The sequence below is a fragment of the Micromonospora sp. FIMYZ51 genome (assembly GCF_038246755.1).
Classification (GTDB): domain Bacteria; phylum Actinomycetota; class Actinomycetes; order Mycobacteriales; family Micromonosporaceae; genus Micromonospora.
The window spans coordinates 6,291,601-6,317,541 of sequence record NZ_CP134706.1 but is presented as its reverse complement, the minus strand read 5'-3'; the positions used below and the strand labels follow the sequence as shown (position 1 = coordinate 6,317,541).

Annotated in this window: 26 protein-coding genes and 1 tRNA gene; 12 read left to right on the top strand and 15 right to left on the bottom strand. The window is 72.4% G+C overall.

All coding sequences use genetic code 11. From position 1 onward, the window contains the following. Nucleotides 1-20: 20 nt before the first annotated feature. Nucleotides 21-1,067, bottom strand: a complete 1,047-nt coding sequence (locus tag QQG74_RS28380; RefSeq protein ID WP_341717713.1) for a glutathione S-transferase C-terminal domain-containing protein — start codon at nt 1,065-1,067, stop codon at nt 21-23. Between the two features lie 205 nt (nt 1,068-1,272). Next, entirely contained in the window at nt 1,273-1,998 is a 726-nt protein-coding gene (locus QQG74_RS28375) for a CPBP family intramembrane glutamic endopeptidase (RefSeq protein ID WP_341717712.1), read from the bottom strand. A gap of 61 nt (nt 1,999-2,059) precedes the next feature. Between QQG74_RS28375 and QQG74_RS28370 the strand changes: the two genes are divergently transcribed. After that, nucleotides 2,060-2,683 (top strand): TetR family transcriptional regulator C-terminal domain-containing protein, encoded by a 624-nt coding sequence (locus QQG74_RS28370; protein WP_341717711.1) that lies wholly within the window; start codon nt 2,060-2,062, stop codon nt 2,681-2,683. On the opposite strand, the gene QQG74_RS28365 is transcribed toward QQG74_RS28370, so the two are convergent. Beyond that, nucleotides 2,664-3,236: a Uma2 family endonuclease gene (locus QQG74_RS28365; RefSeq protein WP_341717710.1), complete on the bottom strand. Its 573-nt coding sequence runs from the start codon at nt 3,234-3,236 to the stop codon at nt 2,664-2,666. The genes QQG74_RS28370 and QQG74_RS28365 overlap by 20 nt on opposite strands. A 95-nt stretch (nt 3,237-3,331) precedes the next feature. On the opposite strand from QQG74_RS28365, the gene QQG74_RS28360 reads away from it, so the two are divergent. The 10 genes from QQG74_RS28360 (at nt 3,332) to QQG74_RS28315 (ending at nt 14,592) form a co-directional block, all read left to right on the top strand. Then, nucleotides 3,332-4,111 carry a 4Fe-4S binding protein gene (locus tag QQG74_RS28360; RefSeq protein WP_341717709.1) on the top strand — a complete coding sequence of 260 codons (780 nt, stop codon included), beginning with the start codon at nt 3,332-3,334 and terminating at the stop codon, nt 4,109-4,111. Continuing rightward, nucleotides 4,108-4,695: an NADH-quinone oxidoreductase subunit J gene (locus QQG74_RS28355; protein WP_341717708.1), complete on the top strand. Its 588-nt coding sequence runs from the start codon at nt 4,108-4,110 to the stop codon at nt 4,693-4,695. The genes QQG74_RS28360 and QQG74_RS28355 overlap by 4 nt, the downstream gene beginning before the upstream one ends. Continuing rightward, complete coding sequence (nuoK, locus tag QQG74_RS28350) at nt 4,692-5,003, top strand: NADH-quinone oxidoreductase subunit NuoK (RefSeq protein ID WP_341717707.1); 312 nt, start codon at nt 4,692-4,694, stop codon at nt 5,001-5,003. The genes QQG74_RS28355 and nuoK overlap by 4 nt, the downstream gene beginning before the upstream one ends. Continuing rightward, on the top strand, nt 5,000-6,955 hold the full coding sequence (locus tag QQG74_RS28345; RefSeq protein WP_341717706.1) for an NADH-quinone oxidoreductase subunit L: 1,956 nt from the start codon (nt 5,000-5,002) through the stop codon (nt 6,953-6,955). The genes nuoK and QQG74_RS28345 overlap by 4 nt, the downstream gene beginning before the upstream one ends. A 166-nt stretch (nt 6,956-7,121) precedes the next feature. Beyond that, the gene (locus tag QQG74_RS28340) at nt 7,122-8,750 is read left to right on the top strand and encodes an NADH-quinone oxidoreductase subunit M (protein WP_341717705.1); all 1,629 of its coding nucleotides are present in this window, start codon (nt 7,122-7,124) and stop codon (nt 8,748-8,750) included. Between the two features lie 25 nt (nt 8,751-8,775). Then, nucleotides 8,776-10,242: an NADH-quinone oxidoreductase subunit N gene (locus QQG74_RS28335; protein WP_341717704.1), complete on the top strand. Its 1,467-nt coding sequence runs from the start codon at nt 8,776-8,778 to the stop codon at nt 10,240-10,242. A 164-nt stretch (nt 10,243-10,406) separates the two neighbouring features. Further along, nucleotides 10,407-11,279, top strand: a complete 873-nt coding sequence (htpX, locus tag QQG74_RS28330) for a zinc metalloprotease HtpX (RefSeq protein WP_341717703.1) — start codon at nt 10,407-10,409, stop codon at nt 11,277-11,279. Nucleotides 11,280-11,489: 210 nt separating this feature from the next. After that, nucleotides 11,490-12,071: a TetR/AcrR family transcriptional regulator gene (locus QQG74_RS28325; RefSeq protein WP_341717702.1), complete on the top strand. Its 582-nt coding sequence runs from the start codon at nt 11,490-11,492 to the stop codon at nt 12,069-12,071. Nucleotides 12,072-12,200: 129 nt separating this feature from the next. Next, the gene (locus tag QQG74_RS28320; protein WP_341717701.1) at nt 12,201-13,460 is read left to right on the top strand and encodes an MFS transporter; all 1,260 of its coding nucleotides are present in this window, start codon (nt 12,201-12,203) and stop codon (nt 13,458-13,460) included. Nucleotides 13,461-13,761: 301 nt separating this feature from the next. Further along, nucleotides 13,762-14,592, top strand: coding sequence for an SDR family NAD(P)-dependent oxidoreductase (locus QQG74_RS28315; RefSeq protein WP_341717700.1), 831 nt, complete (start codon nt 13,762-13,764; stop codon nt 14,590-14,592). Nucleotides 14,593-14,752: 160 nt separating this feature from the next. Here the strand turns inward: QQG74_RS28315 and QQG74_RS28310 are convergent, their stop codons facing one another. Beyond that, on the bottom strand, nt 14,753-15,247 hold the full coding sequence (locus QQG74_RS28310; protein WP_341717699.1) for a YajQ family cyclic di-GMP-binding protein: 495 nt from the start codon (nt 15,245-15,247) through the stop codon (nt 14,753-14,755). Between the two features lie 148 nt (nt 15,248-15,395). Between QQG74_RS28310 and QQG74_RS28305 the strand changes: the two genes are divergently transcribed. Further along, a tRNA-Tyr gene (locus QQG74_RS28305) sits at nt 15,396-15,479 on the top strand. 164 nt (nt 15,480-15,643) lie between these two features. Here QQG74_RS28305 and QQG74_RS28300 read toward each other — a convergent pair. From QQG74_RS28300 to QQG74_RS28250, 11 genes are all read right to left on the bottom strand, one after another. After that, on the bottom strand, nt 15,644-17,089 hold the full coding sequence (locus tag QQG74_RS28300; protein ID WP_341717698.1) for an integrase: 1,446 nt from the start codon (nt 17,087-17,089) through the stop codon (nt 15,644-15,646). Then, a complete protein-coding gene (locus QQG74_RS28295) occupies nt 17,086-17,289 on the bottom strand; it encodes a helix-turn-helix domain-containing protein (RefSeq protein ID WP_341717697.1) in 204 nt (67 codons plus the stop codon). Before QQG74_RS28295 ends, QQG74_RS28300 begins: the two co-directional genes overlap by 4 nt. A gap of 566 nt (nt 17,290-17,855) precedes the next feature. Further along, a complete protein-coding gene (locus QQG74_RS28290) occupies nt 17,856-19,448 on the bottom strand; it encodes a YfjI family protein (RefSeq protein WP_341717696.1) in 1,593 nt (530 codons plus the stop codon). Beyond that, nucleotides 19,445-20,398 carry a hypothetical protein gene (locus QQG74_RS28285; protein ID WP_341717695.1) on the bottom strand — a complete coding sequence of 318 codons (954 nt, stop codon included), beginning with the start codon at nt 20,396-20,398 and terminating at the stop codon, nt 19,445-19,447. The genes QQG74_RS28290 and QQG74_RS28285 overlap by 4 nt, the downstream gene beginning before the upstream one ends. Then, nucleotides 20,395-21,528: a bifunctional DNA primase/polymerase gene (locus QQG74_RS28280; RefSeq protein ID WP_341717694.1), complete on the bottom strand. Its 1,134-nt coding sequence runs from the start codon at nt 21,526-21,528 to the stop codon at nt 20,395-20,397. Before QQG74_RS28280 ends, QQG74_RS28285 begins: the two co-directional genes overlap by 4 nt. A gap of 4 nt (nt 21,529-21,532) precedes the next feature. Beyond that, nucleotides 21,533-21,814 (bottom strand): hypothetical protein, encoded by a 282-nt coding sequence (locus tag QQG74_RS28275; protein WP_341717693.1) that lies wholly within the window; start codon nt 21,812-21,814, stop codon nt 21,533-21,535. Next, the gene (locus tag QQG74_RS28270) at nt 21,811-22,062 is read right to left on the bottom strand and encodes a hypothetical protein (protein ID WP_341717692.1); all 252 of its coding nucleotides are present in this window, start codon (nt 22,060-22,062) and stop codon (nt 21,811-21,813) included. The genes QQG74_RS28275 and QQG74_RS28270 overlap by 4 nt, the downstream gene beginning before the upstream one ends. 141 nt (nt 22,063-22,203) lie before the next feature. After that, nucleotides 22,204-24,408, bottom strand: coding sequence for a cell division protein FtsK (locus QQG74_RS28265; protein ID WP_341717691.1), 2,205 nt, complete (start codon nt 24,406-24,408; stop codon nt 22,204-22,206). Between the two features lie 91 nt (nt 24,409-24,499). Beyond that, on the bottom strand, nt 24,500-25,300 hold the full coding sequence (locus tag QQG74_RS28260) for an ABC transporter permease (protein ID WP_341717690.1): 801 nt from the start codon (nt 25,298-25,300) through the stop codon (nt 24,500-24,502). Continuing rightward, nucleotides 25,297-25,671, bottom strand: a complete 375-nt coding sequence (locus tag QQG74_RS28255) for an RRQRL motif-containing zinc-binding protein (RefSeq protein ID WP_341717689.1) — start codon at nt 25,669-25,671, stop codon at nt 25,297-25,299. Before QQG74_RS28255 ends, QQG74_RS28260 begins: the two co-directional genes overlap by 4 nt. After that, nucleotides 25,671-25,916: a DUF6284 family protein gene (locus QQG74_RS28250; protein WP_341717688.1), complete on the bottom strand. Its 246-nt coding sequence runs from the start codon at nt 25,914-25,916 to the stop codon at nt 25,671-25,673. The genes QQG74_RS28255 and QQG74_RS28250 overlap by 1 nt, the downstream gene beginning before the upstream one ends. Nucleotides 25,917-25,941: the final 25 nt, after the last annotated feature.

Sequence of the window (25,941 nt, the reverse complement as noted above, 5' to 3'; positions counted from 1 at the left end):
AAACCACCCGCGCCGCCAGGTCAGCGCAGCGGGGTGTGCGCCGGGTCGACGCGCTCGGCCGGGCTGGGAGGCGGCGGCGGGGTGCCGTCGCCGAACGGCCGGCCGCCGAGGCGGTCCCGGTCGTGCGGGGTGAGCCAGTTCGACAGGTCGGGGCCGAGGGGTACGATTCCGGTCGGGTTGATGTCCCGGTGCACCTCGTAGTAATGCCGCTTGATGTGGTCGAAGTCGATCGTGTCGCCGAAGCCGGGGGTCTGGAACAGATCCCGGGCGTACGCCCACAGCACCGGCATCTCGGTCAGCTTGCTCCGGTTGCACTTGAAGTGGCCGTGGTAGACCGGGTCGAAGCGGACCAACGTGGTGAAGAGCCGTACGTCGGCCTCGGTGATCGTGTCACCGACCAGGTACCGCTGCCCCGCGAGCCGCTCGCTGAGCCAGTCCAGCCGGTCGAACAGCCGACGGTACGCCTCGTCGTACGCCTCCTGGCTGCCGGCGAAGCCGCACCGGTAGACGCCGTTGTTGACGTCGCCGAACACCGCCGCATTCACCTCGTCGATCTCGGCGCGCAGGTGCTCCGGATACAGGTCCGGTGCGCCGGGCCGGTGGTACGCCGTCCACTCGGCGGAGAGGTCCAGGCTCATCTGGGAGAAGTCGTTGGTGGCGACCTGGCCCGTCGGCACGTCGACGATCGCCGGCACGGTGATGCCCCGCGGATAGTCGGGGTAGCGGGCGAAGTACGCCTCCTGGAGCCGCTCGATGCCGAGCACCGGGTCCCGTCCGTCCGGGTCGAGATCGAAGGTCCAGCTCCGTGCGTCGTGCGTCGGGCCGGCGACGCCCATCGAGATCGCGTCCTCCAGGCCCAGCAGCCGGCGTACGATGATCAGCCGGTTCGCCCAGGGGCAGGCGCGGCTGACCACCAACCGGTACCGACCCGGCTCGACCGGATAGCCGTCCCGCCCGTCGGCGGTGATCCTCGTGGTGATGTACCGCTGATCCCGGTTGAACTCACCACCCGGCTCGACGTACTTCCCGCCGCTCTGTGCCCGGTCCGCGCCGTTGTTCTCGGTCATTGCCTCGCCCTCTGCCCGTGCCAGCTGCCCGTTCGGGTCCCATCATGGCTGATGCTCCGCCCACCGGCTCGGTGACAGCCCGGCTCAGGGCCGCCCACCGGCTCGGTGACCGCCCGGCTCAGGGCCGGTTGCCGACTCGGTGGGAAGCCGGCTGACGGGCCAGCTGCCGGCTCGGTGGAAGCCCGGCTGACGGCCAGTCTGTTGCTCAGGCGGCCTGGGCGGCGAAGGCGAGTACGACCAGGGCGCCGTTGCTCACCGCGTGGGCCACGATCGGTACCCAGAGGTTCCGGTGGCGGTGCAGCAGCCAGGCGAAGAGCAGGCCGGCGGTGAACGCGCTGATGGTGTTGAAGCCCCGGGGCAGGTGCATCACCGCGAAGAAGGCGGCGGAGGTCACGATCGCGGCGACGGCGGGGAGTCGGGCGGCCAGCCCCTGGAAGAAGACGCCCCGGTAGAGCACTTCCTCGTAGATCGGGGAGGCGACGGCCGCGAAGAAGAGGGCGAAGGTGAACTGGGCCAGCAGCGGGCCGGCCGGGTAACCGCCCTCACCGCCACCGTCGGCGGTCAGCGCCGCCGGTAGCACGAGTAGCAGGACGAGGGTGAACGCCGCCTTCGCCAGGCCCCAGCCGCCGGCTGCGCGCAGTTGGGCGGGTCGGGGCCGGTGCAGCAGGAGCGGTGCGCGTACCGCGCCGAACCGGTGGTACGTGACGGCGAGGCCGACCAGCAGCTGGGCCCCGTTGATCAGGAACCAGGCGATGCTCATGGCGACCACCTCGGCGGCGCCGAGCGCGGCCGGTCCTCGGGCGAGCAGGTCGGCCACCGTGGCGTTGGCCAGGCCGAAGCCGACCACGAGGACGATCACCAGGTCGAGCCAGCTGAACCGGGTCGCGGGCGGCGACGGGGTGGGGCGGGCCGGAGCGGTAGGCGTACTCATCGCGCCAATGTTAGTCACGCGACCTATTTAGGTCAACCGACCGATAAAGTATCATCGGCGCATGCCGAAGGTGGTCGATCACGAGGAACGCCGACGACGACTCGGTGCCGCCGCATGCGCCGTGCTGAGCCGTACCGGAGCGGCCGGGACGACCGTGCGGGCCGTCGCGGGCGAGGCGGGCATGCCGCTGGCCACCGCCCAGCACTACCTACCGACCCGGGAGCTGATGGTCCGGGCCGCGATGGCGCACCTGGCCGACCGGGTGGTCAACCGGGCCCGGATGATCCCGACCGGGCCGACCGCGCTGGACACGCTGCGGCTCGCCGTGCTGGAACTCGTACCCCTGGACGCCGACCGGATCTTCGAGGCGCGGGTCTGGCTGGTGCTGACCGCCGAGTCCCTGATCGACGAGCGGATCGCGGGCGTGCTGCGGGACAGCGCCGTCGAGCTGCGCGGCAACCTCGAACGCCTGGTCGCCCAGGCCCGCGCGGACGGCAGCATCGCCGCGGACGTCGATGTGCCGGCGGCGGCGAGCGGGCTCGCCACGCTGCTGGACGGGCTCACCGTCCGGCTGCTGTCGACCGCACTCACGCCCGCCGAGGCTCGCGCCGAGGTGGACGCCCACTTCGCCCACCTGGCAACGTCAGCGGGCCGGTCGCAGCAGGTCAGCGGGAGCGCGGGGTGATGCGCTCCAGCGGGATGTCCATCTCCCACGGGTCGGCCAGCAGAATGCCGTCGGACATCCGGACGTGCTCGACGTAGACGCGCTTCACCGGGTCGAGCCGGTGGGCGTGCACCACGATGCCCGACTCCGTCTCGATCCGCCAGAAGAACGGGATGTCCGCCTCGGCGTACAGCGCGGGCTTGAGCACCCGGTCGATGCTGCGGGTCCGCTCCGAGACGATCTCGACCACCAGCAGGACTTCGCTCGGCAGGTAGGACGAGGGATTGCGGGCGGCGGCGTCCAGCTCGGTGACCAGCACGTCCGGGATGAAGGCTCGGGTGCGGGACATCCGCACCGACACCCCCTGGGTTACGTCGAACTCGGCGGGGCAGGTCTCCATCAGGGCGGCGCCGAGCCGCAGTGCGATGGATTGGTGCAGTCGCGTGGGGGAGGGCGACACGATCAGTTGTCCGTCCAGGAGTTCACGGCGGTGGCCGTCGTCGGGCAGGCGGTCGAGGTCGTCCGTCGTCCACTCGCCCGGCGCCGGGTAGTCGTCGTGCAGCGCGGCGGTCATTGACGGGTCCTTTCCGGTGCGCCGTTCTCCCCACAGCCACCGTACTCTCACCAACCCCCGGGTGGTGGTCGCGCACGCCGTGCGCACAGGGCAGGATGTTCGGCATGAGCGAGCGAAGCGAGCCGGCCGGGATGCCGGGCAGCGGCCTGGTGAAGGGGCTGGCGGTCACGCTCAAGACGATGACGAAGCGGTCCACCACCCAGCAGTACCCGGACGTCGCTCCCGATCTGCCGCCGCGCTCGCGCGGGGTGATCGCCCTGCTGGAGGAGAACTGCACGGTCTGCATGCTCTGCGCACGCGAGTGTCCGGACTGGTGCATCTACATCGACTCGCACAAGGAGGAGGTGGCGGTGCCCGGCGCCGCCCGCCCCCGCCAGCGCAACGTGCTCGACCGGTTCGACATCGACTTCTCGCTCTGCATGTACTGCGGCATCTGCATCGAGGTCTGCCCCTTCGACGCGCTCTACTGGTCGCCGGAGTTCGAGTACGCCGAGTACGACATCAAGGACCTGCTGCACGACAAGGACCACCTGGGCGAGTGGATGGTCACCGTGCCGCCGCCGCCCGCGCACGACCGCAACGGCGAGCCGGCCAAGGAGGAGACCGCCGCCGCGCGCAAGGCCACGGTCCCGGCCGCCTCCGCCGCCCGACCGACCACCCCGGCGGTACGCCCCGAACGCCGCCCCGCCCCACCCCGCGCCAACCCCGGCGGCCCCACGCCCACAAGCGGCGACGGCAAAGCCACCCCGGCCAGTGACCCGCCTGCGTCCGCCCCCGACAGTGGCCCGACTGCCTCCGACCGGGGCCCGGCCGCGCCCGGTGACGCCGCGCCCGGTGACGCCGGGGCCGGCGACGACGAAGGTACGACCGCGTGACCGGCGTGGACGTGCTGCTGCTCGCCCTCGGCGCGGTGGCCGTCGGTGCGGGCGTGCTGGTGGTGGCGACGCGACACCTGGTCCGGGCCGGGCTCTACCTGGTGGTCTGCCTCGGTGCCCTGGCCGGCATGTACCTGGTCCTCACCGCCGAACTGGTGACCTGGGTGCAGGTGCTGATCTACGTCGGCGCGGTCGTGGTGCTGCTGCTCTTCGCGGTGATGCTTACTCGCGCGCCGATCGGTCCCTCTGACGACCTGGACCGTCCCGGTTGGCCGGCCGCACTGATCGGCGGCGGGGTCGGGTTGGGCCTGGCGGCGCTGCTTGTCGACGCGTACCGCTGGACGAGGGTGGAACTGCCGGAAGCGGGCACCGCCGAACGCATCGGCGAGCAGGTCTTCGGCGCCTGGGTGCTGCCGTTCGAGCTGCTCTCGGTGCTGCTGTTGGCGGCCCTGGTCGGCGCCATCGTGCTCTCCCGCCCCGACATCGGCCGCCCCGACATCGGCCGCCCCGACGTCGGGGGGCCGGACGTCGGGGGGCGCGCCCCGACCGACAACGCGGAAAGTGGACGGGAGCCGCTGCGGTGAGACCGGTCATCCCGTACGTCACCGCCGCCCTGCTCTTCGGCCTCGGCGTGTACGGCGTACTGCGCCGACGCAACGCGGTGCTGGTGCTGATGTCCGTCGAGCTGATGCTCAACGCGGTGAACCTGATTCTGATCACGGCGGACACCACGGCGAAGGCGATGCTGCCGCACGGCGGCCAGGTCTTCGCGCTCTTCGTGATCGTGCTGGCCGCCGCCGAGATCGGGGTCGGCCTGGCGATCGTGCTCCAGCTCTACCGGATGCGGGCAACTGTCGCCGTCGACGAGGTACCGCTGGAGGGTGAGCGGTGAACGGCGTGACGCTGCTCGGTGTGCTGCTGCCGGCCGTACCCCTGGTCGCCGGTCTGATCGGCCTGCTGCTGCCGCCCTCGTCGCGCAGCGCTGGCACGGTGCCCGACGCCGGCCGACGGGGTGCCATCGCCGGCTCCGGGCCCGATGTCGCCCGGCGGGTCGCCATCGGTCTCGGCGTGGCCGGCGCGGCCGGTGCGCTCGGCCTGGCGCTGGCCCTGCTGGTCACCCTGGACGGCCCGGCGGAGGTGTCGACCACCTGGATCCGGTTCGGCGGGCTCACCGTCACCCTCGGGGTACGCCTCGACGGTGCCGCCGCCCTGGTCGCGGTCGCGGTGGCGGCGGTCGCGCTGGCCGTGCAGGTCTACTCGATCGGTTACCTCAAGCGCGGCCCGCACGACGACCTGGACGTCGATCATCGCTACCCGCCGTACGCGGCGCAGATCAGCCTCTTCACCGCCGCCATGCTGCTGGTGGTGGTCTCCGGTGACCTGATCTTGCTGCTGGTCGGCTGGGAGGTGATGGGGATCTGCTCGTACCTGCTGATCGCCCACGACCGGCGGCTGCCGGAGGCGCCGACCGCCGCGATGAAGGCGTTTCTGGTGACCCGGGTCGGTGACGTCGGCTTCCTGCTCGGCATCGCGCTGCTCGGTGTCTCGGCGGGCAGCTTCCGGATCGCCGACGTGCTCGCCCACGACCACAGCGCGACCACGCTCACCGCCGCCGGCCTGCTGCTGCTCGCCGGGGTCGCCGGCAAGAGCGCCCAGTTCCCGCTGCACACCTGGCTGCCGGACGCGATGGCGGGCCCGACGCCGATCTCCGCGCTGATCCACGCCGCGACCATGGTGGCCGCCGGCGTGTACGCGGTCACCCGGCTCTGGCCGATCTTCGCGGCCACCCCGGCCGTGCTTGCGGTACTCGGGGTGATGGCCTCGGTGACCCTGCTGCTCGGCGCGTTCGCCGCCACCGCGCAGGACGACATCAAGCGGGTGCTCGCCTGGTCCACGGTCTCCCAGATCGGCTACATGACCGGCGCGCTCGCCGTCGGCGCCCCGGCCGCCGCGCTGTTCCACCTGCTCACCCACGCCGCGTTCAAGGCGCTGCTCTTCCTCGCCGCCGGTGCGGTGATCCACGCCGTCGGCACCACGCTGATGTCCCGGATGGGCGGGCTGCGGCACAGCATGCCGGTCACCTTCTGGTGCACGCTGATCGGGCTGGGCGCGCTGGCCGGCGTACCGCCGCTGGCCGGTTTCTGGAGCAAGGAGGGCGTGCTCGCCGCCGCCGAGGAGGCGCTGCACGGCGGCGGTCCGGCCCCGGTCTGGGTCGGCTGGCTGGTGTTCCTCGCCGGCCTGGTCGGGGTCGCCGTCACCGCCTGGTACGCCACCCGGCTGCTGCTGCGTACCTTCTTCGGCACCGCCCGCGATCCGTTGGTCGAGCCGCACGACCCGCCGGCGGTGTTGCGCTGGCCGGTGCTGCTGCTGGCCGTCCCGGCCGCGCTGCTCGGCCTGGCCGGGTTCTGGCCCGCCTTCACCGATCGGCTGGTGTCGAATGGTCCCGGTGAGCTGGGGATGCACATCGGGCCGCTGATGCTGCTACCGCTGGCGCTGCTGCTGCTCGGTGCCGCACTGGCCTGGGCCGGCTGGCGGCGGGACACCGCCGCCGATCCGGCGGCGGCGCTGGGTCCGCTGCGGCCGGTCTTCGCCCGCGCGTTCCGCCTCGACGACGTCCAGCACGCCCTGGTGGTACGCCCGACGAGCGCGCTCGGGCGGGCGGCGCGGGTGGCCGACGAGCGGGTGGTGGACGGGGCGGTCACCGGGACCGGGCGGGGTGCCCGCGCCCTCGGTGGTGGGCTCGGCGCCCTGCACCGGGCGGCGCTGCCCCGCGCCGCCGCCGCGCTGCTCGCCGGTGTGCTGCTGATCGGGCTGGCCGCCGTCCTGATCGGAGCCACCGCATGAGCCTGGACCGGGCGGTACCGCGCAATCGGAGTCACCGCATGAGCCTCGACCGGGTGGCAGCGCGCAATCGGAGTCACCGCATGAGCTTCGACCGGGCGGTACCGCGCAATCGGAGTCACCGCATGAGCCTCGGCAGACCGGCAGCGCGCAGGACCGGAGGGGCGGCATGAGTCTCGGGCAGTTCCTGCTGGTCGCGGTACTCGCGGTGCCGGCCCTCGGTGCGCTCGCGGTGGCGGCCACGCCACGCGACCGGGCCGCCCGGCTGGTGGGTACGATCGCCGCCGCGCTTACCCTCGTCGCGGCGCTCGCGCTGGTCGTTGACCGGGCCGGCTCCTGGACGGCCTACCGGCCGACCCCGCCGGCCGTACGGCCCTGGCACGCGCTCGACCTGCCCTGGGTGCCGGGGCTGGACCTGCGGTTCCACCTCGGGGTGGACGGCATCTCCTGGCCCCTGGTGGTGCTGACCGCCCTGCTCACGTTGCTCTGCTGCGGCTACAGCCTCTGGCGGGTGCCGGCCGGCGGCAGCGGGCGGGCGCTGGTGGCGCTGCTGCTGGTGGTCGAGGTCGGCATCCTCGGCACCTTCCTCGCCCTGGACCTGGTCCTCTTCTTCCTCTTCTTCGAGGTCGTCCTGCTGCCGATGTACGCGATCATCGTCGGCTGGGGCGGCGACGGCACCGATCCGGCGGCGGTGGCGGCGCGCCGCCGGGCCGGGCGGAAGTTCGCCCTCTACACCCTCTTCGGGTCGGTGCTGCTGCTGGTCGGGGTCTACGTCGTGGTGGCCGCCGCAGGCACCGCCGACATCGTCGCGCTCACCGGTGGCACCGGGCTGTCCCGCAGCACCCAACTTGTCGCGTTCACGCTGCTCGCGCTGGCCTTCGCGGTGAAGAGCCCGCTCTGGCCGCTGCATTCCTGGCTGCCGGACGCGCACACCCAGGCACCCACCGTCGGCAGCGTGCTGCTCGCCGGGGTGCTGCTCAAGATGGGCACGTACGGCTTGATCCGGGTCGCCGTCGGGGTGGCCCCCGAAGGTGCCCGCTGGGCGGCGCCGGTGCTCGGCGTGCTCGCCGTCGCGGCCATCCTGGTCGGCTCGCTGGTCTGCCTGGCACAGACCGAGCTGAAACGGCTTATCGCGTACTCCAGCGTGGGGCACATGGGCTTCGTGCTGCTCGGGATCGCCACGCTCACCACCACCGGCATCCAGGCGGCGCTGATCGGCAACGTCGCGCACGGCATCATCACCGGCCTGCTCTTCTTCCTGGCCGGCGCGATCAAGGACCGGACCCACACCGGGGCGCTGCGCGAGCTGTCCGGGTTGCGGGAGACCGCACCCCGGCTCTCCGGGCTGCTCGCCTTCGCGGCGGTCGCCTCGCTGGGCCTGCCAGGACTGGCCGGCTTCTGGGGTGAGGCGTTCGCCGTGGTCGCCGCCGTCGAGGTGGGCGGGGCCCTCTGGACCACGCTTGCGGTGCTGGCCGCGCTCGGCGGGGCGCTGACGGCCGCGTACCTGCTGCGGTTGCTGCGGCGGGTGACCCACGGCCGGCCGAGCGCGGCCGTCGCGGCGTTGCGGCGGGAACCGGCGGCGGCCCCGGCAGCCACCGGCCCGCAGCCTGCCGTTGCCGGGCCGGGAGTCGAGTCGGCCGGTCCCGTCGTCGCCCGACCCGGATCGGGGCTGGCCGGTGCGGAGTTGGTCGCCTGGGCGCCGCTGGTGTTGCTGGCGCTGGCCGTCGGGCTGGCGCCGACCCTGGTGCTGGGCGTGGCCGAGGCACCGGTGGCCGCCCTGGTGGAGGTGCTGCGATGACCGGGACCGCCGACGGAAGGTGGGCGTGAGCATGGTGGCGCAGAGCGTCGACAACGTGGCGCTGCTGCCGGCGTACCTGGCCGCCGGGACGGCGGTGTTGGTGCTCCTGGTCGACCTGCTGCTGGCCCGGCCGGCGGCGACCGTGTTCGCGGCGGTCACCGGTGCGGTCGCCACCGCGATCGGCGCGGTGGCGGTCGGCGCGGCCGGCGAGCGGCGTACCTTCTGCGTCGGCACCGACTGCTCGTACCTGTTCGGTGGCCGGGCGGCGCTTGTCGCCGCGCTGGTGCCGCTGCTGGTGCTGGGCGTGCTCGCGCTCTCCGGGCCGCTGCTGCGGTCCGGCGCGACCCCGGTGGGAGAGTACTGCTTCCTGCTCGCCTGCTCGATGACCGGCGGCGTGGTGCTCGGCGCGGCCGGCGACCTGATCACCCTGATCGTGGCGGTGGAGACCCTCACCCTGCCGCTCTACATCCTGGTCGGGCTCCGCCGGGGCAGCCTGGCCAGCGCCGAGGCGGCGCTCACCTTCTTCGTGGTGAGCGTGATCGCCACCACGATCACCCTGCTCGGTGCCGCGCTGCTCTACGCGAGCACCGGTGCGCTGCACCTCAACAGGTTGGGGGTGGCGCTGGCCGACCGCTCGGACCTGCTCGACCTGCCGCTGACCGGGGTGGCGGTGACCCTGCTGGTGGCCGGGCTGGCGTTCAAGGTGGCGGCGGTGCCGTTCCATGCCTGGGCGCCGGCCACCTACGACGGCGCACCGCTGCCGGTGGCCGCGTACCTGTCGACCGCGTCGAAGTTCGGCGGGGTGGTCGCCCTGCTCGCGGTGGTGCAGTACGCGCTGCCCCAGGGCGTGACCGGGCCGATCCTGGCTCTGGTCGCCGCGCTGACCATGACCGTGGGCAACCTGGTGGCGCTGCGCCAGCGGCGTACCGTCCGGCTGCTGGCCTGGTCATCGGTGGCCCAGGCCGGCTACATCCTCGCCCCGCTCGGTGCCCTGGCGCTTGCCGACGCCGACGCCCGTTCCGGCGTGTACGCCGCAGCTCTGGCGTACGCCGTCTTCTTCGTGCTGCTGGAGTTGGCGGCCTTCGCCGGTGTGGTGGCCCTGCGCCCGGCGGGCGCGGACGGCGGTCGCCTGGACGACCTGCGGGGGGCCGCCCGCCGGCAGCCCTGGATCGGTGCCGCGCTGGCGTTCGCGCTTGTCGGGTTGGCCGGTCTACCGCCCGCCCTGGCCGGGCTCTTCGCCAAGGTGACGGTGGTCCGGTCGCTGCTCGACGGCGGGGCCGGCTGGCTGGCCCTGGTGGTGGCGGTGAACGCGGTGATCGGTCTGGCCTACTACCTGCGTTTCGCCGCGCTGCTGTACGCGCCGACCGGCGACGCCGTGGCCCCGCTCGCCCGGCCGGGCCGCGTGGTGGCCGGGGCGCTGGCGGTGGCCACCCTGGTCGCCCTGATCGTCGGCTTCGCTCCGCAGTTGGTGCTCGACCTCGCCGGAAGCTGAGCGCCCGCCGGAAGCTGGGGGCCGCCGGTAGGTAGCTGAGCGCCCGCCGGAAGTTGAGTCACTGTCACTCAGGTAACTCTCAGTCATGAGACGGATGGTTGACGGGTACCGGTGTGTTGTACCGGTCAGCGGATCCCGGCATCCGTGCACCGAAGGAGTGATTCGTGCACCACAACCGTCTCAAGACCGCCGCACTGCTCGGCCTGCTCACCTCGTTGATCCTGGCGGTGGGCTACTGGTTCGGTGGCAGTGGCGGACTGGTCATCGCCGTACTCGTGTCGCTGGTGATGAACGGCGTCACCTACTTCTACTCCGACAAGCTGGCACTGCGCTCGATGCGGGCGCAACCGGTAAGCGAGGCACAGTTCCCCGAGCTGTACCACATGGTGCGGGAGTTGGCCGCCGAAGCCCGGCAGCCGATGCCGCGCCTCTACATCAGCCCGACCGCTCAGCCCAACGCGTTCGCCACCGGCCGCAACCCGCAGCACGCGGCGGTCTGCGTGACGCAGGGGATCGTCGAGCTGCTCGACTACCGTGAGTTGCGGGGCGTCATCGGGCACGAGCTGTCGCACGTCTACAACCGGGACATCCTCATCTCCAGCGTGGCGGCGGGTCTGGCCGGCATCATCACGATGATCGCGAACCTGGCCCTGTTCATTCCGCTGGGCGGCAACGACGAGGACGGCCCGAACCCGCTGGTGCTGCTGCTCACCATCATCCTGGGCCCGATCGCCGCGTCCGTCATCCAGCTGGCGATCAGCCGGAGCCGGGAGTTCCAGGCGGACGCCTCCGGCGCCGAGCTGACCCGTGACCCGCTGGCCCTGGCCAGCGCTCTGCGGAAGATCCATATGGGTGCCCAGCGTCGGCCGCTGCCGGCCGAGGGGCAGCTCACCAGCACCGCCCACCTGATGATCGCCAACCCGTTCAAGGGCGGCGGAGTGGCCGCGCTCTTCGCCACGCACCCGCCGATGGAGCAGCGGGTGGCCCGGCTGGAGCAGTTGGCCGCCCAGCAGGGCCCGGTCCGCTTCCAGCGCTGACCTCGCACCAACCCCTTGCGCCGCCCGGACCGGTTCATCACCGGTCCGGGCGGCGTTTTGTACGGTTCGTCACCTGCGGCGGTTCGTCACCTCATCGCGAGCCGGCGTCGGGCAACTCGGCCTCGATCAGATCAGCGGCGCGGTCAGCGCCGCCCTGGCTGCGCGAAGGTCAAGACGAGACGTATTGTCTCGTGGCGATATAGTGATCCCGTGCCGACACCCGATCCCAGCCGCCGCAACGAACGCGCCCGCCGCGCGATCCTCGACGCTGCCCTCGACCTGCTCACCGAGGCCGGCTACACCGAGCTGACCGTCGAGGCGATCGCCGCCCGCGCCGGAGTGGGCAAACAGACCATCTACCGCTGGTGGCGCGGTAAGGGAGGGGTGATCCTGGACGCACTCGTGGAAGCCGTCGCTGCCGGCGGCATGGTCCTGCCGGACACCGGCGACCTGCGGGCCGACCTGCGTACCGTCCTGCGGGGCACCGTCGCGGAATTCGCCGACCCGAAGTTGTCTGCGAGCACCCGCGCGTTGACCATCGAGACGCTCGCCGACGACGAACTCGCCGTGCAGGTCCGCGACCGGCTGCTGAGGCCCCAGCTGGCTGCGGTCCGGGATCGCCTCCGCGCCGGTCAGCGCGCCGGGCAGGTGCGTACCGATGTCGATCTCGACCAGGCGGTCGAGTTGCTCTTCGGCCCGGTCTACCACCGGTGGCTGCTGCGCACCGGGCCGCTCACCGAGGAGTACGCCGACCAGCTCGTGGACCTCACGCTGGCCGCCATCAGTAAATAGTTTGCCCAGCTCAGTGGCGGACGCGACGCAGCGCACAGCGCGGTGCCGGGCGGTAGCGGGCCCGAGGAAACAAATCTGATGAGTTAGGGTCTAAACGGGTCTCACTCATTACATTCCTGGAGGTCGGTCGTGGCTGGGCTGCGCCCTTACCTGGCCGTCTGGCAGCTCCCTGGCGCTCCGACACTGCTGGTCACCGGCATCATCGGCCGGCTCGGCATCGGCATGACGCCGCTGGCGTTGCTGCTCGTCATCGAGCAGGTCACCGGGCGGTACTCGCTGGCCGCCCTGGCCGGTGCCGCGTACGCCCTCTCCGGTGCCGCGCTCAGCCCGGTGGCCGGCCGGATCGCCGACCGGATCGGCCCCACCCCGGTGCTGCTCGCCACCGCGGTCGCCCACCCGCTGGCCCTGGTCGGCCTGCTCTGGGCGGCCCGCTCCGACTCCGCACCCTTCGCCGTGGTCATGCTGGCCGCCGCGTTGGCCGGTGGGTCGTACCCGCCGATGACCGCCGCGATCCGGGGTGCCTGGCACGACCTGACCAGCCTCGCCTCCGGCCGGTACCACCTGCGCAACACCGCGCTCGCCGCCGAGACCACCCTGTTCGAACTCGTCTTCGTGCTCGGTCCACTGCTGGTGGCCGGCTTCGTCCTGGTCGCCGACGCCAGCGCGGCGCTCATCGGTGCGGCGGTGGTGACCCTGGCCGGCACCGTCGCGGTGGCCCTCGGCCAGGCGATGCGCGGCCGGCAGCCGCACGCCCGCGAACACCACGCGCGCGGGCTGGGCCCGCTCCGGGTCGGTGGCTTCCCGGCGCTGCTGCTCTGCGTGGCCGGCATCGGCATCGCCTTCGGGGCGGCCGGGGTGACCGTCCCAGCCTTCGCCACCCGCTACACCCCGGACGACCCGGACAGCCTCGCCGGCGTACTCCTGGCCGTCTGGGGCGTCGGCAGCGCGATCGGTGGCGTCTGGTTCGGCACGCGGCGACCGGCTCGCAACATGACCCGCCAGTTCGCCTGGCTGCTCGCCGCGCTGGCGGGCACCTTCGCCATCTTCGCCGTGATGCCCACCCCGGCCGCGCTCGGTGTCGCCCTGGTGATCGGCGGGGCCACCATCGCGCCCGCGCTGATCCTGGAGAACACCCTGGTCGGGCGGATCTCGCCGACCGCCATGATGAACGAGGCGTACACCTGGGTGGTGACCATGTCGGTCGGTGCCAGCGCCGTCGGCGGCGCGGTCGCCGGCCTGATCGTCGACCACGGTGGCGTGCCCTGGGCCTTCCTCTTCGCCGGGGCCGCGGTCGCCGTCGGGGCCGGGGTCGCCGCCCTGCCCGCCGGCCCCATCGCCCGCGCGGAAGCCGCCGCCGTACGCACCGAACAGCAGCCCGTCCCGGTCTGACCAGCATCATCCTGGGTACGCCGACCGGATGTTCCTCTTCTTCACCAACCGGATCGGCTGCCTCGGCTCGATTCTGATCAGCGCCATCCTGACCGTGGTGCTGCTGCTGATCTTCAACCGCTGACCCGGTGCTCGTCTCGCGGGTCGCTACCGGCGACCGGCAGTGGATCGACGCCGCCGTGGCCCGACCCGTAGGGACGTAGCGCGCGGAGGCTTGTGCTGCCTTGTCGTTCGACCTGCCGGTGTGCCAGTCTGGGATCATGTCGAGACGGCCCGTCTCGTCTCATCTGAGGATCGAGGAATGATCGTGACTGCCCAATCCCGCGTGTGGTTCATCACCGGGGCGACCCGTGGACTCGGCCGCGCGGTCACCGAGGCGGCCCTGGCCGCCGGAGAGCGCGTCGTCGGCGCGGCGCGCGACCTCGGCCCGCTCGCCGAGCTGACCGAGCGCTACCCGGACACCCTGGTCACCCTGCCGCTCGACGTGGCCGACCGCGCCGCCGTCACCGACGCGGTGGAGCGCGCGGCAGCGGCGTTCGGCCGGCTCGACATCGTGCTCAACAACGCCGGTGGCCTGCTGCTCGGCATGCTCGAAGAGGCCAGCGAGGAGCAGATTCGGCGGCACTTCGACGTCAACTTCTTCGGCGCCGTCTGGGTCACCCAGGCCGTCATCCCACACCTGCGCGCCCAGGGCACCGGCCGCCTGCTCCAGGTCACCTCCATGGGCAGCGGCGGCGGCGTGGCCTCCGTCGGCTGCTACGCGGCCGGCAAGGCGGCGCTCGACGCGCTCAGCCAGTCCGTCGCGATGGAGCTCGCACCCTTCGGCATCAAGGTCACCATCGTGCAGCCCGGCGGCTACGACACCGGCCTCTACACAGTGGGCACCACGGCAACCGAGCCGGACCCGGCGTACGCCCCGCTGCGCGCCAAACTTGCCGAACTCTGGGGCGACGACGCTGGCCCCGCACCCGACACCGCCGCACCGGTCATCATGGCCCTGGCCGAGCTACCCGACCCGCCCCTGCGCCTGATCGTCGGCAGCAACTCGTACGACATCGTGCAGCAGATGGAGCAGGCGAGAGTGGCGGAATACCGCGCCTGGGAGCACCTGAGCCGCCAGGCACCCGGCTGAGCCGCCGGACAGGTGCCTCAGCGGCGGGCCCCGCCGTCACGCAGCTCTCATGGCTTCGGGGCGGCGCGGGCCCGGCTGAGTCCTCAGCGATAGTCGGTGAAGGCGCCGGCTCGGCGCTCGTTTCAGCGGTAGTTAGGGAACCCCCGGGCCCGGCCCCAGCTCAGCGGTAGTTGGTGAACTGGAGGGCGACGCCGAAGTCCTCGCTCTTGAGCAGGGTGATGACGGCCTGGAGATCGTCCTTCTTCTTGCCGGTCACCCGCAGCTGGTCGCCCTGGATCTGGGCCTGGACGCCCTTCGGGCCCTCGTCGCGGATCTTCTTGCTGATCGCCTTGGCCTTCTCCTGGTTGATGCCCTGCACCACCTTGGCGTCGATCTTGAAGACCTTGCCCGAGGCGCGCGGGTCGCCCGCGTCCAGTGACTTCATCGAGATGTTGCGCTTGACCAGCTTCTCCTTGAACACTTCCAGCGCCGCCCGTACGCGCTCCTCCGTCTCGGCCTGGAGGCTGATCGCCTCCTCACCCGACCAGGAGATCTCCGCACCGGTGCCCCGAAAGTCGAACCGCGTCGCGAGCTCCTTCTCCGCCTGGCGGAGGGCGTTGTCGACCTCCTGGCGGTCGACCTTGCTCACGATGTCGAACGACGGGTTCGCTGCCATGCTCATGCTCCTGCTGTCCGGCGAGTTTGTGATCCTTTGCCCCTGGATGCCCAGGGGTACGACACCCTGACGGTACCCGGTTGCGGCGGAGCCCGGGGATGCCGCTATCCTTGCTTCGCTGCCGCGCCACGGCGTGGCGGTACGCCCTGGCGGGTTGCCCGAGCGGCCAATGGGAGCGGACTGTAAATCCGTCGCGAAAGCTACAGAGGTTCGAATCCTCTACCCGCCACCAGGTGTACAAAGAGGCCCCTGACCAGCGAGAACGCCGGTCAGGGGCCTCTTCTGTGAGTCCCACTCAGTCCCGCTCCAGCCCGCTCGATCTCGCTGGCTGTGTCACATGCGTGTCACCGAGATCATCGGGTGACGGAAGCCGCCAGGCGGGTTTGCGTCAGGCGCTCAGCCGGCCGCCGCCGCGGTGGATTCGTCAGCAGCCGGCGGGGTTGCGTCAGAGGCCGGCGGCAGGCCGAGCGCCGCCTCCACGCGGCGGCGGGCGGCTTCCTCCTGGCCGTAGACGCACTTCGCGTAGACCCGCATGAGGACGTGCACGCTGTGCCCTGCCCACTCCGCGACCTGGGTAGCCGGCACCCCGGCATTGAGCCACAGCGACACGGCGGCGTGTCGCAGGTCGTACGGACGCCGGGCCAGGGGCGAGCGCTGCTGTGCCGGCGTGAGCACCCTTGCCCGCGCGTCGCGCCACGCCTTCCCGTACGTGTTGTTCGGGATCGGCTGGCCAGCCGTGGGCACGTACCGGCCACCGGGGCCGCGCCGGGTAACGAACAGTTTGCCGTTCGATCCGGGCGGATACTCCTTGACATGGCGGTCGAGCAGCCGCACGAGCGGCGGCGGTACGGGCACATCCCGCGTGGCCGACTTCGCCCGGTGCTTTAACCCGCGATCCTCGGCGGTGTCGTCGCCGTCGCCCCAGCCTCGCCCGACGGCAACCGTTGAGCCGGTCAGGTGCAGCACGCCCCACCCCCCACGCTGGGCGGGCCGCTCGTACTCGTCCTCGCGCAGGTGAAGCACCTCTTCGGGGCGCAGCGCGGCGTAGTACATGCATCCGAAGAACGCCTCCAGCTCGGGTACAGCCCGCCCTACCTCGGCGAGCAGTGCGCGTGCCTGATCAGGATTGACCACCGATCCCCGGTCGATCTCGTCGGCCATCTTCGGCGCGGTCCAGCTCACGAGAGACATCGGGTGAGCATCGAGTAGCCGCAGCTCGACGGCGTACTTGAGTACACCCGAGAAGACGGCTCGCTTGCGGGCGATCGTGCTGGGCGACGCGGGAGCGCCGTCCATCCGTAGGGCCAGCGTGTCGAGAGCCTTGCGGACCAACGCGGCATCAGTGAGCGCGGCCAGGTCGACGGTGTTGGCCTTGAGCCAGCGCGCGGCGGGGGCGAGATGAGCGGGTGGCTCTCCCGCATCACGGCGTGTCTTGTTGAACGCCCACCCGTAGAGCACGGCGCGTAGCGCCTTGTCGCTGGGTGCGCCCCGCTCCGTCGCCAGCAGCGCCGGGGTGACCGTGGCCAGCGTCTCGGCGATGCCCTTGCGGTGCTTCGCCGACGCGCGCGGCCACTTCATGTCGACGTAGGCCACCGCGTGCTCGTACCACGAACGGGCGTTGAGCGCGCGCGCCATCGGCTCCGGTAGGCCGCTCGCCTCATCGAACGCGACGCCTTCCCGCTGAGACACCACCAGCTTTGACCGGAAGCTCTCGGCCAGCGCTCGTGTGGCGAAGGTGTCGCGGAACGGCCTGCCGGCCACCTTCCAGCGCACGCCGTATGAGAAACCCTTGGTGAGCTGGCGTTTCTGGATGCTGTAGACCCGCACGTCGTAGGTGCTCATGCTGCCTCTTCATGGTCGTTGAGCCAGTGGTCCAGGTCGCGGCGGCGGACATACAGGCTGCCGTTGGGGTACTTGATGGTTCGGGGGGCGCGGCCGGTGGCCTTCCAGCGGAAGAAGGTCGAGCGGGGTACGCGTAGTTCGTCCAGGACTTCGGCGAGGGTGAGCAGGTTCCCGGTGGGGGTGCGGCGGGCGGTCGTCATGGGCTGGTGTCCTCTCTCGGGGTGGCGTGGAGGTAGATGCGCTGGAACAGCGGGGGGTCGGCGGTCGGGGTAGGGCCGGCTGACCTGCTGGATGTGCAGCACTCTGGCGATGCGGCGAGCGCTGCGGCTGTTTCAGCGGGTGTGCCGTGCAGCCTGATTCGCACGGTGAGCGCCTTTCAGTCGGTGCGGGTCGCGTGTGGAGGGCCGGTCTGGCAGCGCGGGAGAACGGCGTAGATCGGCCCGCTGAGGGCGCCGTAGACGCGTGATCGCGGATGGGTCGCTGTAAGGCATAGGGCCGATCTGTATCCGTGGCTCTCAGCGGGCGGTGTCGGAAGCCCGCCGGCGGCGGGATGCCGTGACGGAAGCGACCTGGCGGGCGTCGGTGCCGGGCGGCGGGGCCAGGGGCGGTGACACGGTGACAGTCGGGTGGTCGACGGCTGTTTGCGCTGGTGAGAAGGGGTTTGGTGCTGTCACCGGGCGGTGGTGACAGGTGGTGACAGCGGTGACAGCCGGCGGGGCGTGTCACCGCTGTCACCGCCCTGTCACCGAGGGGTGGTGACAGCAGTTCAGGTGCTCTGAGCTGCTGAAATGCTCCCGACGGGCGGGGTTGTCACCGTGTCACCGCTGTCACCGCCCCCGCCGGTAGTGAGGTCGTTGGCGCGGGGGTGAACTTCGTAGCCGCCGGCCTCGGTGGCGCGGATCCAGCCGTGGGCGGTGAGCACGTCCAGGACGGCGGTGACGTCGGCGGCGCGGGGTAGTTGCCGGTGGCAGCGGCGGTGCAGCTCCCGGCGGGTGAAGGTGCTCATGCCCTTGGCGGTGACGACCGCGAGGACGCGGCGGGCGGTTTCGGTGGTGGCGTCGGCGGTGATGGTGGCGGCGGCGGCCCGGTAGTGGGCGGCGAAGAACTCGGCCAGGCGTACGGCGTCGGCCATGCGGTCGGCGTCGATGGGGCGTCGCCATGCGTCGGCGGGGTGGTGGGCGACGTGCAGCAGCCCGGCCAGCCGCAGCGTTGCGCCGGCCAGTTTGTTGCCCCATTCCCGCATGTCGTGCAGGTTGCCGCCGGGGCGTAGCTCGGCTTCCACCTGCTCGGCGGCGGCCCGCCGGACTTTGCCGGCGTCCTCGGTCAGCGTGACGACGGCGGGGTCTTCCCACTCGGCGAAGGTGGCGGCCAGGTCGTGCACGCGGTGCCGGTAGCCGGCGGTCACCTGCTCGGGCACCGGGGGCGTGTCCACGGGTCGGTAGCCGGCCATCGAGGCGGGCAGCGCGAACAGGAATCGGGCTGGCAGTCCTCGGCCGGCGAGGCCGGCGTTACCGCCGAACTGGCGCAGCACCACCGGTTGCGCCATCACGCACACGGTCAGCGCGGGCTTGTCGATCGACGCGCCTTCGCGGGTCTGCCGTTCGTTGCTCATCGGCTGGCCCGCGTGGCCCTTGAGGTAGGGGTCGAGGTTGGGTGCGCCGGAGTAGCGGCCGGCGAGGGTGTCGAAGATGCCGCCCTCATCGCTGATGATCGCCATGCGTCCGCCGTTGGCGGCCATCAGCCCTATCAGGGCTTCGGGGGTGGCGTCGTCCACGATCAGGCGGGGCAGGCCGGGCACGGTGATGGCCTCGGCGGCGATGGCGGCGGCCACCGCCTCGGCCGCCGCCTCGTCGCGCTTGCCGGGGTCGGTGGCTTTCGCGGCTTGGGCCTTGGCCTGTTCGGCCTGCCGGTCGGCGATGTCGCGCAGCGCGGCGGCCTCGGCGATCCTCGGGCGCATCGCCTCGGACAGCGTGGACTGCGCGGCGAACAGTGGTGCGGTCATCGCCCGGTGAACGGGGCTCTTGCGTTCGCCGGGGCCGGCGATGACGGCGGCGAAGATGTTCACCGGCTCCCGCCATCCGGGCACCGGCTCGACTTCCAGCCGCCCGCCCGCGCATGCGGACAGCACGGCGACGGCGAGGGTGCCGGCCATGGCCGGGTCGGTGGCGGTGAACCGGGCGACGCCGGTGGCCATGTCGCCGAGCCAGCGCGGGAACACATCGAGGGGGAACGGTGGGGTTGCGGTGGCGGCCCCGGTCAGGGGCACTGGAACATCCCACAGCGGGCCGCCGCTGGCCGGTGGTGCGTCGGTGTCGTGCGGGTCGTCGGTGGTTACGAGGTGCAGGCGGGCAGGCGTCATGCGGCCTCTCCGTTCTGTGCGGTGGTGCGGTTGCGGTAGGCGGCTTGGCGGCAGGCGTGGGAGCAGTGGCGCGGCCACCGGCCGGTGGCGGGGCGGCGTAGCGGCTTGCCGCAGTGGCAGTGACGCAACCCGGCCGGCGGGGTTACGTCAGCGGCGGGGACGACGGCCAGGCGGCTTCCGTCATCGACGCTCGCCGTCCGGCGCCCGGGTTGCGTCACGGAGTCCGCAGGGCATCCGTCATCGGCCGCCGCGGTGGATGCGTCACGGCCAGGTGGCATCCGTCGTCGGGTGGCGTCGGCGGCGCGGTGGCGCATGAGTTGCACGCCGATCCAGTGGGTGTAGGCGGGTGGGATGGCCTGGGTGAGGTTGGGCCAGGGCATCCAGTCGATGCCCATCGCGGCGCGGGCGGCGTCGGTGTTCGGTGACGCTTCGCCATCGACGATGGGCTTTCGTCCCGCGCGCTGGCCGTAGCTGCCGTACACGGGCACGGGTGGCGTTTGCCGGTCGTGCCAGCAGGGCGTGCCGACCAGCGGCACGTTCGATTCGAACAGGCGGTGCCGGCGCACCCCGAGGCGCAGGCTGTCGCCGCAGATGGTGATCGGGTCGAGCAGGGGTGCTCCGGGCACGTTCTCGATGACGTACGCCCACGGCCCGCCCGGCTCGGCCACCGCTGCCCGCAACCGTTCGCGGGTCGGCTCGATCAGGTCGGGGTGCTCATCGCGGCGGTGCGCGGGAGTGGCGGCGCTGAACCGCTGGCACGGCGGCGACGCGGCGATCACGTCGAAGCCGGCCAGGTCCACGGTGAGCGCGTCGGCCTGGATGAAGGGGAACGGGTAGTGCGGCTGCGGTCGGATGTCCACGCCCACCACGTCGAAGCCAGCGGCGTAGTAGCCGGCCGACGCGCCGCCCGCGCAGCAGAACAGGTCCAGCAGCCGCAGGCGGCGACTCATGCGGCCACCGTCCGGGGCCGCATGCTGCCGGCGGTGAGGCCGGATCGGACGGTGCGGTACGCCTCGGCGGTGCGCAGCCCGGCCGTCACGCCTGCCTGTTCCAGCACGCTTTGGGCGTCGTCCTCGCCGAGCGCCCCACCGGCCACGAGTTGGCCGAGGGCCACGGCGGCGATGTACAGCGCCCGGTTGCGTTCGCCGTTGGCGGCGGTGGTGACCCGGTCGATCTCGCGGGCGACGGCGGCCTGTACGTACCCGCCGGCCCGTCCGGTGCCGAGGTCGACCACCACCGGCCGTTGCGGCGGCAGTGGGGCCGGGGCGAGCAGCGCGGCGAGCCAGGCGGGCAGCGGAGCGGGGTCGGTATCTAGATCGACGGTGTAGGGCCGACCGGCGACCGTGGAACCGGCGGCGACGACGTATCCCCCCTGGCCGCGCGTGTCGACCATCGGCCCGAGCGTGCCGGCGGTGTTGCGTAACGCCGGCCCGGCCTCGGGGTGCCGGTAGTACAGGTGGGTGCCGCCGCGCCCGGTGGTCACGGTGTAGGTGGCGTCGATGCCGGCCCCGTGCTGCCGAGCGAGGGTGGTGAGGGTGTCCAGCCCGGTCGGGCCGGCGCTGCCGTCCTTCGGCCTGTCGAGGTCGACCACCACGAGGCGGGACGGCCCGCACGCCAGCCCGATGCCGTACGGGCGGGCGGTCCATGCCCGGCGGATGCGGTCGGGGTCGGTGGTGGCGCGGGCCTCCCACCCGACGTGCCCCGTACGGCAGCGTGGGTCGCGGCCGATGCAGTCGTCGGCGGTGTGGTCGGGGAAGGCGGGTCGCTTGTCGTCGGGGCGCAGCGGGAAGACGTGCCAGCCGCGTTCGGCGTGGCCGAGGGCGGCGGTCAACAGCGGGTTGTCCGACATGGTGCCGGTCCTCTCCATCGGAGCGGGCGAGGTGTCGGGGGCGTGATCGGGTCGGCGGCGTTCGTGCCGGCCGTGGGCGCAGGCGGCGCAGTCACGGCGTTGCAGCAGCACGGGCCGCCCGTTGAGGGCGTGGTCGGCGGGAAGCAGCCGGCCGCAGATGTGCGGGTACGGCTCGGCGTCGGTCACCGATCGGCCGAGCACCGTGGACGCGGCGAGCCACCGGGTGGCCATCGGGTCACCGTGTCGGGCGGGGACGGGCGGCGATGGCGGCGCGGGTGACGGCTTGGCGCACGTCGCCGAGCAGCCCCACCAACTGGCGGCGGGCGGCCACCTCGCGGGAGGCGAGAGCGACCCTGAGCCGTACCTCGGCGTGCTCCCGCCCGGAATCGGTACGGACGCGCACGAGGACGGCGCGGGCGCGGCCGGGCAGGTCGACCACGATCTCTGGGGATCGGTGCTCGCCGAGGCCGCAGCGGTGGTCGCGTCCGCACCAGTCGGTGTGCTCGGGGCGGGTCATCGCTTGGCCGCCTGGTACTCGTCCTTGATGTGGTTGATGGCGTGCCGGCCGACGCGCAGCCGCAGGCCGGTGCCGGCGCAGCGGCGGCATTCCCGGCCGGCGCGGTTGAGCGGGGAGCGCTTGCGGCCGGTGCCGTGGCAGGTGCGGCAGCGTCCGAACGGGTCGACCACGCAGAGTGCGAGGTAACCGAGCGTGAGCAGGAGGATGGTGAGGCAGGGTGCGGCGGCTAGCAGGTCGCGGGGGGTCATGACAGCCTCCAGGGCCGGTTTTCGGGTGTGGTCGGGGGAGGCCGCTAGATTCCTAGCGTCCTGATCAGGGTTCGGATTGGTTCCTAGGGGCGGTCCTAGGTCTAGGAGGTGCCTGCTCCTAGACCTAGGACCAATCCGGGGTCAGCTCGCGTCCCGCTTCCGGTTACGCTCCGCGATGGCGGCGATGATCGCAGCGCGTTCGAAGCCGCCCCGGTTCGCGCCCTTGCCGGTGTCCGGGTCGGTGCCCCACGTCTGCCCGACCTTCACCCCGAACGGCTTGAGCGCGACCGTGACCCGCTCGGCGTCCCACCCGTCGTAGACCTCGGGCCGCAGCTCGGCCAGCCGGGCCGCGACGGTGCGGCACCACACCTTGGCCTCACTGGCCGGCACCACGGCGGCGATGTCCTCCAGCAGGTGGAACGACAGCGCCGGGGCGGTGGCGGGCTGCTCGCCGAGGGCGTGCCCGGTGAGCCGTCCGGCGGCCTCCCGGGCGGCGCGGGCGCGGGCGGCGATCCGCTCGGCCAGGGGGCCGTCGATGTTGACGGTGGTGGTGATCCTCGCGTCGGCGCCCTCGCCGACGAAGTAGCCGGTGCCCTTGTCCGTCCAGGCGAACATCGTCGCCCGGATGCCCTGCTTGTACTGCGAGGTGCCCAGCACCATGTCGTTCTCGGTCTGCCCCATCACCTTGAGGCAGAACCGGGTCGACGCGTTCGCGCTGATGTCGGTGGGCAGGCTCTTGGCGTCCGGCCGCTGGGTGGCGAAGACGGGGATGATGCCCAGCGCTGGCCCGCGCTTGACAAGGTCGGTGCTGATGGCTTCCAGTTCCTTGCCGTACTCGGGGTGCTCGAACCACTTCTGGCACTCGTCCACCCCGATGACCAGCGGGTGCAGACCCAAGCTCTTCTTGGACGCCAGCTCGGGGGTGACCTTGTTTTCCGGGCAGAGGTCGCGGGGGAGGTCGCGGATCACCTTGGCGCGGCGGCGCAGTTCCTCGCGCAGCTCCCGCATGCCGGCCACCGCGTACTCGATGTCCTCGTCCTCCTCACCGGCGCGGTAGCGGTGGGTGACCTGCTCCAGGGCGGACAGGTCGCCGGTGCCCTTGAGGTCGTAGGCGTGGATCTCCGCACGCGGGTCGAGCGCGGCGATGAGCAGTACCTCCCGCAGCGTGAACGTCTTGCCCATGCGGGGGATGGAGCCGATGACCATCGCCATGAACATCAGGGTCAGCTCGACCCACCGGCCGCGCGGGTCGGTGCCGAACGGCTGCGGCCGGAACAGGTCCACGGTGCCGCCCTTGAGCAGCGGCCACACGGGCTTGCGGGCCTTGGACATGTCCTGATCGCCCACCCACAGCACGAGCCGGCCGGGGTGCACCTCCGGCTGCCCCTCGGGCCACACACAGCCGAGGGGGCGGCTGAGGCCGGCGGCCAGCTTCTCGCGCTTCTCGATGACCTCGGTGGCGGTGACGCCGTTCGGCAGCTCCACATCGGCGCGCCAGCCGGGGCCGTCACGGGTGATCGGGGCGGGGAACCAGTCCTTGCCCCGGTCTCCCTTGGACAGCGCCTGGTTGATGCCGGTGATGCCGAGGTTGCCCAACGCCCGAACCACCACATCCGAGGTCAGCTTCTGCACCTTGGGCACCATGACGGCGGTGTCGAGCAGCGGCTTGTCCGCCGGCCGTCCGAGCGCGCCGAGGGCCGCGAGGAGGGCGGCGAGGGTGGCGTAGCGGGCACCCGCCGGGGCGAGCGCGTAGGCGATACCCAGCGCCGGGAGCACGCCGAGGACGACGGCGGCGGTGACGAAGCCCCGCCACCTGACGCGCTGGTCGCGCAGCTTGGACGCCTTGAGGTACATCTCCGCGTCGCCCTTGTCGGCCATGAGCTGGCGGACGTGCTCGCCCTGGAGGTCGAACAGCCAGCGGCCCCACCCGGTCAGCAGCCGACCCGCGCCGCGCGGTGCCCGCCACGCGAGCTTGCCGGCGTACTTCGGGGAGCGGGTGAGGTGGTAGGCGCCGGCGTGGAACAGGTGCCCGACCGTCCAGCGGGCGGCGTCGCGCAGCTCGGCGCGCGAGCGCAGCCACGCCGGCACGATCGGCCGCCGCTTCGCGTCCTGCAACGCGGCGACGGTGAAGCGCGGGGACCGCTGCGCCGCCGGGGAGTCGACCAACCGCCGGGGGGCGTCGGCCAGGTCGCTTCCGTCATCGTCGGGCGTGACGGAAGCCTGCCGGCGGGACCGGGCGGCGTCCAGGTCCACCACCTCGGCATCCGGGCCGGCGGTGGTCGGGTCGGTCAGGTCGGCCTCAGCGGCCTGCCAGTCGAAACGGTCGTCATCTCGGGGGGACGTCATGATGGGGTTTCCTCCAACGGTCCTCAGATCGGAAGGGGGACCGGCGGCGCGGCACGGTTCCTAGGCCGAAGGGCCGCGCCGCCGGGCGGAACTAGTCGTGCGTACGGACGAGGTGCGCGAGCGCCGCGCCCATGCCGAGCACCGCCACCGGCAGGCAGGACACGAGGGTGGTGATCCACCACGGGGCGGCGGTGACGTCGTAGGCGGTGAGCAGGTGGTAGGCGACCTGGCCCAGCGCGCCGACGGCGAGGGAGGCCAACGCCGACCACTTGGCGAACGTGCGCGCCCGGGTCGGCACCCGACCGGACAGCCACACGTAGAGGGCATAGGCGGCGTACGCCTCCACCCCGATCGGAAGCGTGATCGCGGAGTCGATCGTGGCCCACGAACCCGGCTCCACGATCCCGGGCAGCAGGTCCACCTTCCCGAACCCGGTGAGCTTCCCGAGCCCCACCCATCCGGACCAAACGGCCACGAACGCGCCGAGGGCCATCAGCACCACCGGCCACACCACCGGCTGGTGAGCCGGGCCGGTCGGGGTGGGCGTGTCCGGGCGACTGACCGCGCTGGCCTCGGCCGGCGGCTCGGCCGTCGTGATCTCCGGCGTGGGCGTCGGGTCCGGCTCGGCCAGCGGGGCGGGCTCGGGTGCGGCCGGCGCGGGGGCCGGGTCCAGGGTGTCCGGCTCGGCGGTGTCGGCCGGCGGCGCGGTGGCCTCGGCCTTGAGCAGCGCGAGGAGTTCACCGGCCTTGGGTGCGCCGATGCGGAACTCGCGCATGAGCCGGTTGCGGGACGGGAACGTCTCGCCGTCGGGCAGGTCCAGGTCCCGGGCGGCGGGCAACAGGTCTTCGATGGGCTGCGGGTAGCGGGTGCCGTTGATCGTGGGGGCGGTCATGCTGCGTCCTCCAGCGGGTAGGCGCACGCGAGGCATTCGCCGAGCGAGCGCGGGATGTAGTAGGGCCGCACCTGGCCGCAGACGCGGCACGTACGGCGGGCGGTCAACGCTTTGCCGATGGCGACGCGTTGGGCGGGGGTGGCGGTGCGCTTCGGTTGGGCCAGGTCGACCCGGTACAGGTAGGCGGCGCGGGTGCCGCCGACGCCGCGCCAGAGGATCTGAGCGGCGATCGGCTGACCGGCAGGCCGTAGGCCGGCGGCGGTCAGTTGGCGGCGGGTGGCGTAGCCGGGCGGGGCACCTCGCCACCAGTAGGTCGGGATGCCGTACCGCCCCCCGTCCGGATCGTGAAAGGCGGCGCGGATGCGGGACATCAGGCCGCGCGGCGCGGGTCGGTGCGGGTGCTCAGGTCGGCGGCGGCGCGGGTGACGCGGGCCTCGGCCCGGCGCAGCCGCCGCCAGTCCAGCGGCGACGGGCCGCCGTGGTCCTCGGCGTAGAGCATCGTGATCTCGGCGTCGAGCACGTCCAGCTCGGCCGCGATCAGCGGCCACTCCGTCTCGATCGCGGCCAGGTCGGCGGCGGTCGGCTCGGTGGCGATGAGAGCGAGGTGCTTCCTCACGGGAACCTCCGGTATGGGTCGTTGC